Genomic DNA, 16,462 nt, shown 5'->3' with positions numbered 1-16,462 from the left:
AGCTGTTCCTGACTGCGTCAGAAAGTCCAGGCTAGGACTTGGCGCGGGCGCGGTTGGCCTTGGCGCGCTCGTTCGAGTCCAGGATGACCTTGCGGATTCGGATGGATTCCGGGGTGACCTCAACGCATTCGTCCTCACGGGCGAATTCCAGGGACTCTTCGAGGGTCAGGTCGCGCGGCGGCGTCAGGTTCTCGAAGGTGTCGGAGGAAGCCGCACGCATGTTGGTGAGCTTCTTTTCCTTGGTAATGTTCACGTCCATGTCATCAGCGCGGGAGTTCTCGCCCACGATCATGCCTTCGTAGACCTCGGAGGTGGGCTTCACGAAGAAGGAACCGCGTTCCTGCAGGTTGATCATGGCGAACGGCGTAACAACACCGGCACGGTCGGCGATCATGGAACCGTTGGTACGGTACTCGATCGGGCCGGCCCACGGCTCGTAGCCTTCGGAAATGGAGGCAGCAATGCCGGCGCCGCGGGTGTCCGTGAGGAACCGGGTGCGGAAGCCGATCAGGCCACGTGCAGGAACGATGAACTCCATGCGGCACCAGCCGGTACCGTGGTTGGCCATGTTGGTCATGCGGCCCTTGCGGGCAGCCATGAGCTGGGTGACGGCGCCGAGGTATTCTTCGGGCACGTCGATGGTCATGTGTTCCATCGGCTCGTGGAGCTTGCCGTCGATGGTCTTGGTAACAACCTGCGGCTTGCCAACGGTCAGTTCGAAGCCTTCACGGCGCATCTGCTCAACCAGGATGGCCAGCGCGAGCTCGCCACGGCCCTGAACTTCCCAAGCGTCGGGACGCGCGGTGGGGAGAACCTTGATGGAGACGTTACCGATCAGTTCCTTGTCCAGGCGATCCTTCACCTGGCGGGCCGTAACCTTGGCGCCCTTGACCTTGCCAGCCAGCGGCGAGGTGTTGATACCGATGGTCATGGAGATCGCGGGATCATCCACGGTGATCAGCGGCAGCGGCTGCGGGTTCTCGGCATCCGTCAGGGTTTCACCGATGGTGATCTCCTCGATGCCGGCAACAGCAACGATTTCACCCGGGCCGGCCTCTTCGGCGGGAACGCGGGTCAGTGCCTTAGTGGCCAGCAGCTCGGTGATCTTCACGTTCTTCAGCTCGCCGTTGGCGCGAGCCCAAGCAACGGTCTGGCCCTTGCGCAGGGTGCCGTTGTAAATGCGGAGAAGGGCGAGACGTCCCAGGAACGGCGATGCGTCCAGGTTGGTCACGTGGGCCTGCAGTACACCCTCAGGGTTGTACGTGGGAGCTGGGATGTGCTCGATGATGGTCTTGAAGAGCGGCTCGAGGTCCTCGTTCTCCGGAGCGGAACCGTTATCCGGCTGCTCCAGGGAAGCGCGGCCAACCTTGGCAGCGGCATAGACGACGGGGACTTCGAGGACCTTGTCCAGGTCCAGGTCCGGAACTTCGTCAGCAAGGTCCGAGGCAAGTCCGAGGAGCAGGTCCATGGACTCGTGGACCACTTCGTCGATGCGGGCGTCCGGGCGGTCGGTCTTGTTGACCAGGAGGATCACCGGCAGGTGGGCGGCGAGGGCCTTACGCAGCACGAAGCGGGTCTGGGGCAGGGGACCCTCAGAGGAGTCGACCAGCAGGACGACGCCGTCAACCATGGACAGACCGCGCTCTACCTCGCCACCGAAGTCGGCGTGGCCGGGGGTGTCAATGACGTTGATGGTGATGGTCTCGCCGTTGGACGACGGGCCGTTGTAGGCAACCGTGGTGTTCTTGGCGAGGATGGTGATGCCCTTTTCGCGCTCCAGGTCACCGGAGTCCATGACACGGTCCTCAACCTCACCATGGGAAGCGAAGGAGTTGGTCTGCTTGAGCATGGCGTCGACCAGCGTGGTCTTGCCGTGGTCAACGTGTGCGACGATCGCGACGTTGCGCAGATCGCTCCGCGACGCAGTGTTGGTGATGGTTTCAGACATGCGTTAATGACTCGTTTCAGTGGTGAAGTCAGCTGTTTGTATCCGCGCGCATACCTGATCGACTTGATCGGAACACACAGCGAAAAGACCCCGGGACACAGGGCACCTGCATCCAGTCTAAACGCAGTTGCATTTATGAGCCTAAAAAGCAAGCCATTCACCCCCCGAATGTGGCACTGCTCACACTCCCGCGTTGTGACGTAAACGCAAGTCAAGATGCTGGATTTTCGCGGTCGCGTGCAGCATGATTGGCTCCAGAACCAGTGCCACGTGGAGAACAATAGATGCGACAAGCTCCGGCCGCGTTCCGCATGATCGCACCACTGATCGCCTCCGGCGTTCTCCTGGTGGGCTGCGGATCAAACCCAGCGCCAATCACCGCCCCCTCTGGATCAGTCGCGCCCGTGCCCGCGCAGACAGCGGCCGCCGATAAACCGCTACGAGTGGCCCCTGCCCCCAGTTCCCTCAACCTACCGGTGGGCTCGCTGTACAAAAACCCGGCGAATAACCGCAGCGAGCTGGTCCTGGCGGACGTTCGCCACACCGCTGTACTCATCGGCGATTCCCAATCCATGCCGAAGGATTCATGGCCGCAGCAAGGAATTGCTGCGATGGGCTACAAACTGCACGTCGTGGGCATGGGCGGCACAGGATACGTAGCAACCAACGGGAAAACCGGCAACTACATCGATGCGTTGCAACGCGGAGACTGGGTGTTGCCCTTTGGCGATCCACCGTTGATCGTGATCCAGGGTGGCGGCAATGACGCCACCCAGCGAGCCACCGACGCGCAGATCACCAGCAATGCCGAGCGGCTCCTCGCTGCCCTCAAGAAGCGCTACCCGGGAACCACCTTCGCCATGATTGGAACCCTGGCCAGAGGCGTGAGCAATGGCGGCGGACGCCGTACGGAAATTGACGCCCTCTTGGGACGTATCGCGGCCAAGCACGCCATCCCGTTCGTCAGTGCGGGCGACTGGCTCACCCGCTACGACGCGATCGGGGATCTCCAAGATGGCGTGCACCTGAAGCCTGCCGGGCACGCGAAACTGGGCGCAGCATTGGCTCGCGAATTCACGGCCCTTGGCCTCACGGCCCGCCCGGATACCGCCCCGCCGGCGAAGTAGCCCGCGCCGTCGTCAACCCGAGCGTTGTGAGGCCCGCTTTGCATGCTTTGTGAGCGCCTTGGCATGCAGAGCGGGCCCCGCAACACGTGCCTTAAACGGCAAGAGCCGGTGGTTCCCTTCGCAGGGAACCACCGGCTCTGTTGCGTTACGGCGAAGAGAACGTACGACGCCGGTCAGGCCACCTCTGGCGGCAAGAGCAGCGAACCACCCGGAATGGCGTCCAGGAGTGCCTGGGTGTATGCCTCTCGAGGGTTGTCGAAGACATCATCCGTGCTGCCGGTCTCCACGAGCTTGCCCTTCTGCATGACACAGACGTGATCGGCAATTTGCCGGACCACGGCGAGGTCGTGGGTGATGAACAGGTACGTCAGGCCGAGGTTGTCCTGAAGATCAGCCAGCAGGTTCAGCACCTGTGCTTGGACAAGCACGTCCAATGCTGAGACCGCTTCATCGCAGATGATGACTTCAGGGTCCAAAGCCAAGGCTCGTGCAATGGCAATACGTTGCCGCTGGCCACCCGAGAGCTCGTTGGGGTACCGGCGCATGGTGGACTGCGGCAGGGCCACCTGGTCCAACAGCTCACGGACCTTCTTCTCACGACTGGCCTTGTTGCCGATCTTGTGTGTTCTCAACGGTTCTTCAATGGTGCGGAAGATGTTGTACATGGGATCGAGGGAACCGTAGGGATCCTGGAAGATCGGCTGGACCCGGCGACGGAACTTAAACAGGTCCTTGCTGCTGAGCGTCGACGTATCCACGCCGTCAAAGATGATCTTTCCCGACGTCGGTTCCAACAGGTTGAGAACCATTTGCGCCACAGTCGACTTGCCGGATCCGGACTCGCCAACAATGGCCGTAGTGGTTCCGCGCTTAACGGCAAAGGAAACAGAGTCGACTGCAGTGAAGTCCGTGGACTTGCCAATGCCGCCACGAAGTTTGAAGACCTTCGTCAAGTCCTCAACTTTCAGAACCTCCTCCGGCAGGGCTGCCTCGACGACCACCGGTTCTGCAGGAGCCAGCAGCTCCTCAGATTCGATCCCCTGCTCCTTAGCCACTTGGATACGACGTGAAGCCAGCGACGGCGCCGAAGCGACCAGTCGCTTCGTGTAGGGGTGCCGTGGGTTGCGGAGCAGCTCCAGCGAAGGCCCGGACTCCACAACCTGGCCCTTGTACATGACAACCACCTTGTCCGCACGCTCGGCGGCGAGGCCGAGATCGTGGGTGATGAGAAGCACGGCTGTACCCAGCTCGGACGTCATCTTGTCCAAGTGATCCAGAATCTGCCGCTGGACCGTAACGTCAAGTGCCGACGTCGGCTCATCCGCGATCAGCAGGCGCGGCTGGCATGAAAGTCCGATGGCAATGAGCGCACGCTGACGCATGCCTCCGGAGAACTCATGCGGGTACTGCTTGGCTCTGCGCGAAGCGTCGGGCAAGCCTGCCTCGGAGAGGACCTTGGCGACGTCCTCGGGCCCTGAGGGGAGCCCGTTCGCTTTCAAAGTCTCCTTGACCTGGAATCCGATTTTCCACACGGGGTTCAGGTTGGACATGGGGTCCTGAGGAACCATGCCAATGGAATTGCCGCGGAGCTCGATCATGCGCTTCTCGCTCGCGTGGGCAATGTCCTCGCCGTCAAAGAAAATTTCTCCGCCAGCCACCCGGCCATTTCCGGGAAGTAGTCCAATGGCAGCCAGGGCTGAGGTTGATTTTCCTGAGCCCGACTCCCCCACGATTGCGACAGTCTCGCCGGGCATGACCGTCAGATGAGCGTTCCTTACTGCGTTGACCTCACCATTACTGGTGGTGAAGTTGATTGCAAGGTTTCTGATCTCCAGCAGCGGACGCTCAGAGCCGGCGACTTCTTCCTTGATGTGAACTGAAGAGTTCATGGCTTCGCCTTTCATCGTTTACGCGCCTTGGGGTCCAGCGCATCCCTCAGGGCGTCGCCCAGCATGATGAAGCTCAAGACTGTGATGGATAGAGCTATTGCCGGGTAAAGCAAGGGCATCGGATTGGATCGCAAGGATGCCTGTGCGGCCTGGATGTCATTACCCCATGACATAACGCTCGGGGGCAGGCCAATACCCAGGAAGGACAGCGTCGACTCAGCAACAATGAACGTGCCGAGGGAAATGGTTGCCACCACGATGATTGGTGCCAGGGAGTTGGGCAGCACGTGACGCAACAGTGAACGGAAACGTGAAACACCCAGGGATCGTGCAGCCACTACAAAGTCGGCATTCCTGACCTCAATCACTGCGCCTCGGGTGATGCGGGCAATTTGTGGCCACCCAAAGACGATAAGAATCAGCACCAGTGTCCATACCGTACGGTTCGCACGGAAAACGGGGAGCTGCATCATCACGATTGCGCCAAGGATCAGCGGCAGTGCGAAGAAAATATCCGTCAGGCGGGCCAGCAGTGCATCCGCCCAACCGCCGTAGTATCCGGCGAGGGCACCAACGATGCCCCCGAACAGGACGACGCCGATGGTCGTGAACAGGCCGACGGTCACCGACGATCGGGTACCGAAAATGACGCGAGCGTAAACGTCGCAGCCCTGTTGCGTGAAGCCAAGAGGGTGACCCGATGCAGGTCCGCCGTCTGAGTTGGACAGCTGGCAGGCTTCGTTGGAGGGATCAATTTGAGAGAACAAACCCGGGAAGAGGGAAACCACTACTACGGCCAGGATCATGATGGCCGAGATGATGAACAATGGCTGCTTGCGCAGGTTCTTCCATGCCTCACCCCAAAGGCTGGAGGGAGCGCTGTCTTCCTTGACCTTGTCGGTTGCCTGCAGCGGCGTTTCGTCAAGATCGGCAACGAAGTGCTCAATGTGTCGCCGGGTGGTGTCCTGCCCGGTCAGGTTACTTTCAGGCGTCATAGCGGATCCTCGGGTCAAGCCAGGCGTAAAGGAGGTCAACAAGCAAGTTGGAGAGGCAGTAGATCAACACCAACACCGTGACAATGGAGACCACCGTGGGTCCCTCACCCGACAGGACGGCCCGATAAAGCCTGTTGCCTACGCCGGGAACGTTGAAGATACCTTCTGTGACAATCGCTCCTCCCATCAGGGTGCCAAGGTCTGCGCCCAGGAACGTCACCACTGGAATAAGCGAGTTACGCAAAATGTGGACGTTGACCACCCTGAAACGGGACAACCCCTTTGCCGTGGCTGTCCGGACGTAGTCGGCATTCATGTTCTCGATGACGCTGGTCCGGGTCAAACGGAGAACGTAAGCGAACGACGCGAGGCCAAGAACGATTGCAGGCAGGATCAAGTCCTGCACTGTCGCGGCCGCACTGACAGTTGGTTTAGCCCACCCCAGCTGCACACCGATGAAGAATTGAAGAATGAAGCCGAGCACGAAGATCGGGATACCGATGACGATTAGCGAGGCGATCAGGACGGTGCCGTCGAAGAGCTTTCCCTTGCGAAGACCGGCGATGAGGCCGAAGGCGATGCCGAAGACCGCTTCAAAAATCAGAGCCATCACGGCAAGCCGGGCTGTGACTGGGAAGACCTCGCCGAGGACGGCGGCAATGGGCCGGCCGGAGAAGTCCTGGCCAAGGTCGAAGGTGAAGATGCTCTTGAGGTACAGCAAATACTGGATGAAGAAAGGCTGGTCCAGATTGTACTGAGCCCGTAGTTTCGCAGCAACAGCTTCGTTAACCGGTTTATCACCGAACAAGGCGGCAATGGGGTCGCCGGGAAGGCTGAAAACCAGGAAGTACACCAGCAGTGTGGCCCCCAGGAAAACTGGAATCAGCTGGAGGAATCGTTTGAGGATGTATGTGGCCATCAGCGCATCACACCCCGATCAGCAGGCACCCTGTCCAGGGGTGCAGCGGAGTTGTTCATCAAAGAACCTTTTCGTCTGATGTGCAAACGTTCCCTGCCGGGGCAAGTAGGCCTGCACAAGGACGCCCAACCGTAGTTGGGCGTCATTGATTTGCAACGTGATACGGCGGCGGACATGCTCAGCTGAGCACCCCCGCCGCCGTTTCGCGGTTACTTGCCAGTGATGTTGTAGTACAGCGGAACGCCGTCCCAGCCGTAGTCAACATTGGAGACGCCAGTGCTCCAGCCACCCTGTGAAACCTGGTACCACAGCGGGATGGCGGGGAGATCCTGCAGAAGGATTTCCTGTGCCTTGTTCATTGCCTTGTTACCTTCGGCAACGGAAGGTGCGGAGAGTCCGTCAGAGATAGCCTTGTCAAAGGTGGGGTTCTCATAGCGGGCATCGTTCGAGCCAGCGCCGGTCTTGTAGATCGGGCCGAGGAAGTTGTACAGCGACGGGTAGTCTGCCTGCCAGCCTGCGCGGATGGCGCCAGTGAGCTTGCCGGTGGTTGCAAGATCGCGTGCTTCCTTAAACGTTGCGAAGGGAAGTCCCTCGGCCTTGATGCCGAGGTTGTTCTTCAGCTGGTTGGTGAGAGCCTCAACCCAAGCCTTGTGGCCGCCCTTGTCAGCGTTGTACGCAATGGTGAAGGCCGTGTTCGGGTCCCACTTCTGGATTGCATCTGCCTTGGCCCAGAGGTCCTTGGCCTTGGTGGCGTCGAACTTCAGGTTATCCGAGCCCGGGATGCTGTCGCTGTAACCGTCGAGGACGGGAGCAGTGAAGTCCTTGGCCGGCTGGCGGCCACCGCTGAAGATCACCTTGGTGATCTCTTCACGGTTGATGGCCATGGAGATAGCCTGGCGACGGAGCTTGCCCGCTTCGCCGCTCCATTCCGGAAGGTACTCCGGGATGGCAATGGTCTGGTTGCCTGCGTACGGCTTCTCAATGAAGCGATCGCCCAGGTCAGTCTTGAAGTTCTTGAGCGCGCTGGTGGGGATGACCTGCAGGATATCCAGGTTGTTGGACAGCAGGTCCTGGTATGCAGCGTCGTCATTCTGGAAGATCTTGAACGTCACGCCGCCGTTCTTTGCCTTGCGGGGACCGTTGTAGTCGGGGTTCGGGACGAGCTGGATCTGCACGTTGTGCTGCCAACCGTTTTCGGCCATCTTGTACGGGCCGTTGCCCACAGGCTTTTCGCCGTAGGTCTTGGGGTCGGCAAGTGCCGCGGCGGGAACCGGCATGAACGCCGTGTAGCCGAGACGGAGCGGCCAGTCAGACTCGGGCTGCTTGAGTTCAACGGTGAAGGTGGTGTCATCCACAACCTTCAGGCCGGACAGCGTGTCCACCGTGGAGCCCTCTGCGCTGGCTTCGTCGTAACCCTTGATGCTCTCAAAGAAAGTGGCGCTCAATTGCGCGTTCTTTGCTGCTGCACCGTAGTTCCAGGAGTCCACAAACGTCTTCGCCGTGATGGCGTCACCATTGGTGAATTTCTGGTCCTTCTTGATCTTGATGGTGAAGTTCTGCGCGTCGGGCGCCTCAATGGACTCCGCCAACTCGTTTACCGGCTTGCCGGAAGGGTCATAGCTGACCAGGCCGGAGAAGATCAGCGTTGCGATCTTGCCGCCGCCCACTTCGTTGATGTCTGCCGGCATGAGCGGGCGCTGCGGCTCTGAGCCGTCGGCGATGATGACCTTGTTCGGATCACCCGCGGATGAACCGGAGTCGTTGCTACTGCCGCCACCGCAACCGGTAGCTGCGAGGGCGATGATCGCCGCTACGCCTAGAGCTTTGGAAGTGCGCGAGAAACGCATTCCGCCTCCTATGAGTCGTGGAGTTGAGCAGGGAAAATTCGTGATTTCCCCCAGGCACAGGCACAGTTTCCTACTGTGACGTTGCCTACATGTGAGTGTAAGCCTACCCACATTGTGTCCAGATGATGGGACATGCTGGCCAAACTGTAACCGTTCCGCAACCTACACATGCCTAATTTGCCGCGGATTTCAAGTCAAACGTTACTCGGTGGTAGCATACGCTGTCTGACAGCAGGACAGGACGATTTTCAGACGAAAAAGGAGCCCCGGTCCGCGCTGAACATACAGTGGATCGAGGCTCCTGATAGAGGAACTAGTTGATCGATCGGATAAGGTGCTCTATCGTCGGTAAGTCAGCGTCGAGGGTGTCCCAGACCGCGTCGTAGTCTGTCCCCTCATAGTGATGCGCGAGCCGATCCCGCATTCGCTTGATCAGAGACCACGGAACTTCGGGGTACCGATCGGTCGTCTCGATGCTCAAGCGAGCGACATTTTCTCCGATTTTGATGATCAACGACTCCGCCGCCAAGCCCGGCACATTGTCAGCGTCGCCGAGGTACCAGGCACGGCCGCGCTTGACGCGGGCAGCCCCGACGCCACACAAACGGACGATCTCTCTGAGTGCGGCTGCGTCCCTTTGATTCATAGGGCGACCGCGGTGGTCAGGATTTCGTGATCTTCCCGCAAGCCGCCATCGGTGACGACGTCAACTTCTACCCCCAACAATTCACTTGCTTCGGCGGCAAACGCCGCGACAGTCAATAACCCGACGCCGGGTGATCGTGTGACCAGGATGTCCAGATCGCTTCCTGGGCGATCGAGTCCGCGGGCCACAGAACCGAAGACGCGAACATTGCTGAAACCATAGCGCAGTGCCAGCTGAAGCAATTCCTGGCCCCGCGATGCAAGGACTTCATGCGGCAAAGGGCGCGCTGCTGCACGAAGACGGTCCAACATCACCGGGGATGCCGTGCGCCGACCAGCTTCGTAAGCAGCAATGTTTGGCTGGGCCACCCCAGAGCGCCGAGCCAACTCGCCCTGGCTGATGCCAGCAGCCTCACGGACTTCCCTCACCGCGTTTCCCATGCAGCCATGATATCGCGTGATATGTCGTCGCTGGCTTTTAGCCAATCAGGTAGACCAGCCCGCGACCGACGGCCGCCAGATCCGTGACGAAAACCCGGGCCTGTTGGAGATAGCCAACACCGTACGGGACATTCGAGTCCCTCTCGGTCGGCAAGTACTCCTGCAGCCAGTCGCCGAACTCCGAGTCAGATACATCGTGCAGATCCTCGGCAATGGCCACCACGTCGGACGGAGGAAGGACGCGCACCCATGATTCCCACCCGTCATGATGCATGGTCACTGCACCTTCAAACATGCGAAACGCAGGCCTTGCTTCGCCTCCGGCCCTTGAGGGCGCGGAGAAGGCCTGCAAGTAGCGCCATGCTTTGTCCAGGTAGAGCATGTCGCACTCCGGTACGGCTTGTTCGAAGGTGGCGATCTCAAACCCGTCGGCAGCTTTGAGACCCCAAGCGTCAGCAATTGGGTCTGTCGATAAAAAGCGTCTCGGATCGGCGAGGACTAAGTCCGTGACGTCAGCGTCGAAGGCATATGCGTAGTATCTGATTCCCATTTGCCAAGTATGGCCACTGGCTGACCTCGGAAGGCCCGGCCAGTGGCCATATGTGGATAACGCATGGTCTGCGAGCGGACCAAGGATTTTTTGGCTGTGGACCTACACGTTGAAGCGGAACTCCACCACGTCGCCGTCGGCCATCACGTACTCTTTGCCTTCAATACGGACCTTGCCTCGGGACTTGGCCTCAGCCATGGAACCGGCGTCGATGAGATCGTCGAAGGAAACAACTTCAGCTTTGATGAAGCCGCGCTGGAAGTCGGAATGGATCACGCCAGCGGCCTGAGGCGCAGTGTCGCCTTGGCGAATGGTCCATGCACGGGTTTCCTTGGGACCGGCTGTGAGGTAGGTCTGCAAGCCAAGGGTGTGGAACCCAACGCGGGCCAACTGGTCCAGGCCGGATTCGCTCTGGCCGTTCATTTCCAGCATTTCGCGGGCTTCTTCCTCGTCCAGTTCAACGAGGTCGGATTCGAGCTTGGCATCAAGGAACACCGCATCAGCAGGGGCCACCAAAGCACGCAGCTCATCCTGCTTTTCCTGGTCACCAAGGATGCCTTCATCGGCATTGAAGACGTAGATGAAGGGCTTGGCAGTCAAAAGCCCGAGCTCCTTGAGGTGCTCCATCTCCAGCTTGTCGCTCTTGATCGAGGAGAAGATGGTGTCGCCGCGTTCCAGGACTGCCTGGGCTGCCTTGATGGCGGCCAGTTCAGCTGCTTCGCGCTTTTTGATCTTGACTTCTTTTTCGATACGCGGGATGGCGTTTTCGATGGTCTGAAGATCAGCAAGGATCAGCTCGGTGTTGATGGTTTCCATGTCGGAGCGCGGATCAACCTTGCCATCGACGTGGATGACATCCGGGTCATCAAAAACACGAACCACCTGCGCGATGGCCTCCGCTTCGCGGATGTTGGCGAGGAATTTGTTCCCCAGGCCTTCGCCTTCCGAGGCACCCTTCACGATGCCTGCGATGTCCACGAAGGACACCGGAGCGGGCAGCAACTTCTGCGAACCGAAGATCTCCGCCAGCTTCGCCAGACGCGGATCGGGAAGGTTCACCACGCCGACGTTGGGTTCAATCGTTGCGAACGGATAGTTCGCAGCGAGCACCTGATTGCGGGTCAGTGCATTGAAAAGAGTTGATTTGCCGACGTTGGGCAGTCCGACGATGCCAATAGTAAGAGCCACGAGCATTGATTCTACCCGTTGGAACCACGTCCGGGGTTGTCACCACCCGCAAACCGGGCCCACGCGTACAGCCTCGCTAAAACTGTCGTACCCCTGTGACAGGGTTGCCACATGGATGGATTTGGATTGGTATTGGCCCTGCTCATGCTGCTGATTGGCGCCGCGGTTGGGCTTGCGGCCGGCTATATTGTCTTCCGACGCCGGGGCGCTGGCTTGGAGGAGGACTTCGATGCCGTTTCGTCACGGCTTTCGGAAGTGACGGCACAGCTGGCAGCCGCCGACGCCGAGCGGAGGCTTTTGTTTACACAGAACCGCGAGTTGAGCGCAGCAAGGAACTCCGACGGCAGTGTTTTGCGCGCGCTCGCTCCCGTGGCCGAAAAGCTCACGGCGGTGCAGCAACAGGTATCGCTGCTCGAGCGGGACAGGGTGGAGCAGTACGGCCAACTGGCCCAGCAATTGCAGGATGCGCGTTCATCCGACGAACAGCTCTTGCGGTCAACGCACGCCTTGGCCTCAGCACTCCGTTCCAACAGTGCACGCGGCCAGTGGGGCGAGGTTCAGCTCCGCAGAGTGGTGGAGGCCTCTGGAATGCTCAAGCACGTGGACTTCCATGAGCAGGTTCATTCGGGCCGTAACGACAACACGCTGCGGCCGGACCTGGTGGTTCAGCTTCCTGGTGGTAAGCAGCTGGTAGTAGATGCCAAGGTGCCCTTGGCTTCCTACCTCGCTGCGCAGGAACAACTCCACGGAGACGGATCCTTCGGTGAGTCGGTAGGTCCTGCCATCAGCCATGACTCCAAGACGCTGCTGGCACAGCATGCAAAGGCTCTCAAGGCCCACATCGATGCGTTGGCGGCCAAGAAGTACTGGGACATTCCTGGGAACTCCCCCGAGCTGGTGATCTGCTTCCTTCCGGCAGAGTCCATTCTGGCGTCAGCCCTTGAGGCCGACCCTGCCCTGCTGGAACACGCTTTGTCCAGGAATGTAGTTCTCGCCTCGCCAGGCACCCTGCTGGCGGTCCTCAAGTCCGTAGCCTTCACTTGGCGACAGGATGTCCTCACCGACAGCGCCCATGAGCTGTTCGAGCTCGCCAAGCAACTGTACGAACGCATGGGCACCCTCGGGGACAATGTCAGCAAGCTGGGAAGCTCATTGAAGACCTCCGTGGATCGCTATAACGCCATGGTGGGCACGTTGGAGGCCCGGGTTCTCCCGACGGCGCGAAAGCTCAACACCATGGACGATGCCGGCCTGTCCGCACCGATATCCGTCGAGGTTGTCCCCCGCGCGTTGGCAGCCCCGGAGTTGCTGGCGGTTGACACCCTCGGACATCAGGAGACAGCCCGCGACCAAGATGACAGCGACGACCGGGAGTCGGCAGCCTAGAAGATATGCCGCTTAACTGAACTGGCCCGCAGTGGAGATTTTCCCGAAGGAAGGTAACCACTGCGGGCAAGTTGTCTAGCAACTGTTTGCTAGGACGTTGTGCGGTTTCCGCGACCACCAAGGGCGCGTGTGACGTCGCCGGCCTTTTTCAAGGTGGCCCGCAGTTCCTTGGGAAGCGAGAAAAGCAGGTCTTCCTCTGCTGTCACCACTTCCTGGACCTCACCGTAACCGTAGTCAGCCAGAAGCCGCAGAACATCCTTGACGAGCACCTCAGGAACGGAAGCGCCGGAAGTCACGCCCACGGTGGCAACGCCCTCGAACCAGGACTCGTCCACTTCATTGGCAAAATCCACGCGGTACGAGCTCTTGGCACCATATTCCAGCGCTACTTCAACCAAGCGCACGGAGTTGGACGAGTTGGCCGAACCAACAACGATCACGAGGTCAGCCTGCGGGGCGATCTTCTTGATAGCCACCTGCCGGTTGGTGGTGGCATAGCAAATGTCATCGCTGGGCGGATCCTGCAGGGTGGGGAAACGGTCCTTGAGGAGGCGAACGGTTTCCATGGTTTCGTCCACGCTGAGCGTGGTCTGAGAAAGCCAGATGGTTTTCTCAGGGTCACGGACGGTGACCTTGTCCACTTCATGGGGCCCGTTAATGATCTGGATATGCTCCGGGGCTTCGCCGGCTGTTCCTTCGACTTCCTCGTGGCCTTCGTGACCAATGAGCAGGATGTCGTAATCTTCCTTGGCAAAGCGCACAGCTTCCTTGTGCACTTTGGTGACCAGAGGGCAGGTTGCATCGATGGTGCGCAATCCGCGATCCTCGGCTGACTGCACCACTGCAGGTGAGACGCCGTGTGCGGAGAAGATGACCAGTGCGCCTTCGGGGACCTCGTCGGTTTCCTCAACGAAGATGGCGCCTTGCTCCTCCAGGGAGCTAACAACGTGCACGTTGTGGACGATCTGCTTGCGTACGTAGACGGGAGGCCCGTAGTGCTCCAAAGCCTTTTCCACAGCAATGACAGCCCGGTCTACGCCAGCGCAATAACCTCGAGGGGCCGCCAACAGGACCTTCTTGGGACCCGTGACGGGCGCCGCTGCCTGGACCTCTTCCGGAGAACGGCGTCTGCGGGGCACCGTGGGCATAGGAATGGAAACTGCTGTGCTGGTCATTCCTCCATGCTACCGGCCCGGCCTTTACCCGGGGGCCGAACGTGACCGTCGTCGCCCTGACACGAAAGATCCTATGACGCCTGCCACAAACAATGCGCCGGATGTCACCGCTGCGATCAGGATCCATTGCCCGAAGCTTGTCTTTGCGGCCGTGAGGAACTCTTGTTTGAAAAGCTCAGCCACACCGTTTGCGCTGGACAGGTTACCCACTACTCCTCCGGCCAGGTCCGCGCCCGCCGTCCAGAGCGCAGCCAGCGCCAGGCCGCCAAGCCCAACGAAGACCAGCACCAGGGAACGCCTGCGTGCAACCACAAGAGCCAGCAATAAGGAAATGAGAGCGCCGAGTGCGGCCACCCACCATAGGGGCGCAAACGCAGCCACCCGCTCCACCAGTTGGCGGTGGGAGGGCTCCCCCAGAGAGACCAGGCTTTCCGCTGGAACATCAATCCGGATCCGGGTGGCCTCGGCGAAATGATCGCGAATGAGTCTGACCATGGGGCTGATATCAAGGACCAGTGCAGAGGTGGTGGCTGCTTCCTCTGATTGGTTCGCCGCGCCGAAGTTCAACCTGTGGCTGTTGCGCACTGTCTCTTCCCACGCCCGGGGGTAGTCGCTCCACGATTGCATTCCAGATGCAGCGCTGCGGAGTGCGTCAGCCGCCAACGATTGGATGGGCCCTGGGAGATCCACGGATGACTCGAAGGTTCCAACTGCGGCAGCGGCCAGTTTGCTTTGGAATTCCGGATCATTGCCCAGTGCACCTGCCATCCGGACAAAGCCCTCTTCTTTGACGATGTTCTGGTCAACCCACGCGGTAGGAACGGCGACGGCTGTGAGGAGTAAAGCGAGGATCACTCCCAATGCTGAAACAAAACTACGCAAGGTCATCCTCGGGGTTCGGGGGCTATGCCACCATCCTAGGTGTGTCCACATAGCAGAAAAAATGTCGGAGGCCTCGCCCAAGCTATGGATAGAGTTGGAAGGCCGGTTGGCACCACAGCCGCACCCCTGAGCGAGGACAATGACAATGCAGGTACAAACACGGCGCTTGAACCAGGCATGGACCACCCATGTCCGCTGAAGCAACGCCGGAATCGACGCTGCCTGGGACCGCTGCTGAGACCAGCCCGGACAATCCATGGCCCCTGCAGTTGCTCTCCCGCAAGCTCAAGGCACACATAGAGCGGGCGCCGGCTGCGTGGATTGAGGGTCAGGTCATCGAACTGAACCGCAGGGGCGGTAGCGCTTTTCTGACCTTGCGTGATGTGGACGCGGAGATTTCACTCCCTGCATCTGTGTGGTCAACGGTGCTTGACCGCCAGAAGATACCCCTGGAACGTGGCTCCCGCGTGGTTGCCTTGGTGAAAGCGGACTTCTGGGTGAAGACAGGACGCCTGAACATGTCCGTGAAGGACATCCGTCCGGTAGGCCTCGGCGATCTGCTGGCAAGAATTGAACGGCTGCGCCAGGCGCTGGCGGCCGAGGGCCTGTTCGCTGACTCCCGGAAGCGGAAGCTTCCTCTTCTCCCCCACCGCATCGGCCTCATTACCGGCAGGGATTCCGATGCCAAGAAGGACGTCATGCGCAACGCTGCTTTGCGTTGGCCGGCGGTGGAGTTTGACGTCCGCGAAGTGGCTGTCCAGGGCAACACCGCCGTTTCACAGATCATAGCCGCCTTGAAGAAACTGGATGCCGACCCGCACGTGGATGTGATTGTCCTCGCTCGCGGCGGCGGCGCTTTGGAAGATCTCCTGCCTTTCAGCAATGAGGACCTCATCCGTGCCGTGTCTGCGGCCACTACACCGGTTGTTAGTGCGATCGGCCATGAAGCCGACCGTCCTATCCTGGACGACGTCGCGGACCTCCGGGCGTCAACACCCACTGATGCGGCCAAACGAATCGTTCCGGATGTGGCCGAGGAACTGGCCATGGTCCGGCAGGCCAGGGACCATCTTCGCCGGAGCATTGGCCGCATGGTGGACCGGGAGACTGATCGGCTCCACGCATTGAGGTCCCGGCCCGTCCTGGCCACCCCCTCTTCGATGGTGGATGCCCGTTCCGAGGACATCCACCGCCTCCAGCGACGAACTCATTCAGCGGTCAGCACCGCGGTTCTCCGGGCCTTGGACCAGGTCCACCACCTCCGTGCGCAGGTTCGCGCCCTGTCACCCCAGAAGACGCTGGACCGGGGCTACGCCGTCGTTCAGCTCATTGGCCAGGACCAAGCGGGTCACCACGTGGTCAGCAGCCCCGAAGAAGTTCCGGACGGAACACCACTGAGCGTTCGGGTAGCTGAGGGTCGTTTCAGGGCAGTCTCGGCTGGATCGGGTCAGCTTATGGAACGCTGACAAC

At 60.1% G+C, this 16,462-nt stretch carries 14 protein-coding genes; 3 read left to right on the top strand and 11 right to left on the bottom strand.

What is annotated here, in order from left to right; genetic code table 11:
* Positions 1-31 precede the first annotated feature (31 nt).
* Positions 32-1,948 (bottom strand): translational GTPase TypA, encoded by a 1,917-nt coding sequence (gene typA / locus EU811_RS11055; protein WP_142938470.1) that lies wholly within the window; start codon positions 1,946-1,948, stop codon positions 32-34.
* A 284-nt stretch (positions 1,949-2,232) separates the two neighbouring features.
* Here typA and EU811_RS11050 point away from each other — a divergent pair, with 284 nt between their 5' ends.
* On the top strand, positions 2,233-3,075 hold the full coding sequence (locus EU811_RS11050; RefSeq protein ID WP_238703385.1) for an SGNH/GDSL hydrolase family protein: 843 nt from the start codon (positions 2,233-2,235) through the stop codon (positions 3,073-3,075).
* 173 nt (positions 3,076-3,248) lie between these two features.
* Here the strand turns inward: EU811_RS11050 and EU811_RS11045 are convergent, their stop codons facing one another.
* The 8 genes from EU811_RS11045 to ychF form a co-directional block, all read right to left on the bottom strand.
* On the bottom strand, positions 3,249-4,964 hold the full coding sequence (locus EU811_RS11045; RefSeq protein WP_223940589.1) for an ABC transporter ATP-binding protein: 1,716 nt from the start codon (positions 4,962-4,964) through the stop codon (positions 3,249-3,251).
* A gap of 11 nt (positions 4,965-4,975) precedes the next feature.
* Complete coding sequence (locus tag EU811_RS11040) at positions 4,976-5,959, bottom strand: ABC transporter permease (protein WP_062072945.1); 984 nt, start codon at positions 5,957-5,959, stop codon at positions 4,976-4,978.
* Positions 5,949-6,878: an ABC transporter permease gene (locus EU811_RS11035; protein WP_142938468.1), complete on the bottom strand. Its 930-nt coding sequence runs from the start codon at positions 6,876-6,878 to the stop codon at positions 5,949-5,951. The genes EU811_RS11040 and EU811_RS11035 overlap by 11 nt, the downstream gene beginning before the upstream one ends.
* Before the next feature lie 209 nt (positions 6,879-7,087).
* Positions 7,088-8,725: a peptide ABC transporter substrate-binding protein gene (locus EU811_RS11030; RefSeq protein WP_142938467.1), complete on the bottom strand. Its 1,638-nt coding sequence runs from the start codon at positions 8,723-8,725 to the stop codon at positions 7,088-7,090.
* Positions 8,726-9,038: 313 nt separating this feature from the next.
* Positions 9,039-9,371: a HepT-like ribonuclease domain-containing protein gene (locus EU811_RS11025; RefSeq protein WP_142938466.1), complete on the bottom strand. Its 333-nt coding sequence runs from the start codon at positions 9,369-9,371 to the stop codon at positions 9,039-9,041.
* Positions 9,368-9,811 carry an XRE family transcriptional regulator gene (locus EU811_RS11020; protein WP_142938465.1) on the bottom strand — a complete coding sequence of 148 codons (444 nt, stop codon included), beginning with the start codon at positions 9,809-9,811 and terminating at the stop codon, positions 9,368-9,370. Before EU811_RS11020 ends, EU811_RS11025 begins: the two co-directional genes overlap by 4 nt.
* A gap of 37 nt (positions 9,812-9,848) precedes the next feature.
* Positions 9,849-10,361 carry a DUF1877 family protein gene (locus EU811_RS11015; protein ID WP_142938464.1) on the bottom strand — a complete coding sequence of 171 codons (513 nt, stop codon included), beginning with the start codon at positions 10,359-10,361 and terminating at the stop codon, positions 9,849-9,851.
* A gap of 102 nt (positions 10,362-10,463) precedes the next feature.
* Complete coding sequence (gene ychF / locus EU811_RS11010) at positions 10,464-11,549, bottom strand: redox-regulated ATPase YchF (protein ID WP_026546223.1); 1,086 nt, start codon at positions 11,547-11,549, stop codon at positions 10,464-10,466.
* Between the two features lie 111 nt (positions 11,550-11,660).
* Here ychF and EU811_RS11005 point away from each other — a divergent pair, with 111 nt between their 5' ends.
* Entirely contained in the window at positions 11,661-12,935 is a 1,275-nt protein-coding gene (locus EU811_RS11005) for a DNA recombination protein RmuC (RefSeq protein ID WP_142938463.1), read from the top strand.
* 89 nt (positions 12,936-13,024) lie between these two features.
* Here the strand turns inward: EU811_RS11005 and EU811_RS11000 are convergent, their stop codons facing one another.
* Positions 13,025-14,110 (bottom strand): 4-hydroxy-3-methylbut-2-enyl diphosphate reductase, encoded by a 1,086-nt coding sequence (locus EU811_RS11000; protein WP_142938462.1) that lies wholly within the window; start codon positions 14,108-14,110, stop codon positions 13,025-13,027.
* A gap of 24 nt (positions 14,111-14,134) precedes the next feature.
* The gene (locus EU811_RS10995; RefSeq protein WP_142938461.1) at positions 14,135-14,998 is read right to left on the bottom strand and encodes a hypothetical protein; all 864 of its coding nucleotides are present in this window, start codon (positions 14,996-14,998) and stop codon (positions 14,135-14,137) included.
* A gap of 182 nt (positions 14,999-15,180) precedes the next feature.
* Here EU811_RS10995 and xseA point away from each other — a divergent pair, with 182 nt between their 5' ends.
* Entirely contained in the window at positions 15,181-16,458 is a 1,278-nt protein-coding gene (gene xseA / locus EU811_RS10990) for an exodeoxyribonuclease VII large subunit (RefSeq protein WP_142938460.1), read from the top strand.
* Positions 16,459-16,462 lie beyond the last annotated feature (4 nt).

This window comes from Arthrobacter sp. TS-15 (genome assembly GCF_006964045.1).
Lineage (GTDB): Bacteria > Actinomycetota > Actinomycetes > Actinomycetales > Micrococcaceae > Arthrobacter.
This window is presented reverse-complemented; position numbering and strand designations above follow the sequence as displayed.

What these genes read in the sequence shown, in the direction of transcription:
- typA (WP_142938470.1), bottom strand. Translation starts at nt 1,948, where the DNA reads ATGTCTGAAACCATCACCAACACTGCGTCGCGGAGCGATCTGCGCAAC.
- EU811_RS11050 (WP_238703385.1), top strand. Translation starts at nt 2,233, where the DNA reads ATGCGACAAGCTCCGGCCGCGTTCCGCATGATCGCACCACTGATCGCC.
- EU811_RS11045 (WP_223940589.1), bottom strand. Translation starts at nt 4,964, where the DNA reads ATGAACTCTTCAGTTCACATCAAGGAAGAAGTCGCCGGCTCTGAGCGT.
- EU811_RS11040 (WP_062072945.1), bottom strand. Translation starts at nt 5,959, where the DNA reads ATGACGCCTGAAAGTAACCTGACCGGGCAGGACACCACCCGGCGACAC.
- EU811_RS11035 (WP_142938468.1), bottom strand. Translation starts at nt 6,878, where the DNA reads ATGGCCACATACATCCTCAAACGATTCCTCCAGCTGATTCCAGTTTTC.
- EU811_RS11030 (WP_142938467.1), bottom strand. Translation starts at nt 8,725, where the DNA reads ATGCGTTTCTCGCGCACTTCCAAAGCTCTAGGCGTAGCGGCGATCATC.
- EU811_RS11025 (WP_142938466.1), bottom strand. Translation starts at nt 9,371, where the DNA reads ATGAATCAAAGGGACGCAGCCGCACTCAGAGAGATCGTCCGTTTGTGT.
- EU811_RS11020 (WP_142938465.1), bottom strand. Translation starts at nt 9,811, where the DNA reads ATGGGAAACGCGGTGAGGGAAGTCCGTGAGGCTGCTGGCATCAGCCAG.
- EU811_RS11015 (WP_142938464.1), bottom strand. Translation starts at nt 10,361, where the DNA reads ATGGGAATCAGATACTACGCATATGCCTTCGACGCTGACGTCACGGAC.
- EU811_RS11005 (WP_142938463.1), top strand. Translation starts at nt 11,661, where the DNA reads ATGGATGGATTTGGATTGGTATTGGCCCTGCTCATGCTGCTGATTGGC.
- EU811_RS11000 (WP_142938462.1), bottom strand. Translation starts at nt 14,110, where the DNA reads ATGACCAGCACAGCAGTTTCCATTCCTATGCCCACGGTGCCCCGCAGA.
- EU811_RS10995 (WP_142938461.1), bottom strand. Translation starts at nt 14,998, where the DNA reads ATGACCTTGCGTAGTTTTGTTTCAGCATTGGGAGTGATCCTCGCTTTA.
- xseA (WP_142938460.1), top strand. Translation starts at nt 15,181, where the DNA reads ATGTCCGCTGAAGCAACGCCGGAATCGACGCTGCCTGGGACCGCTGCT.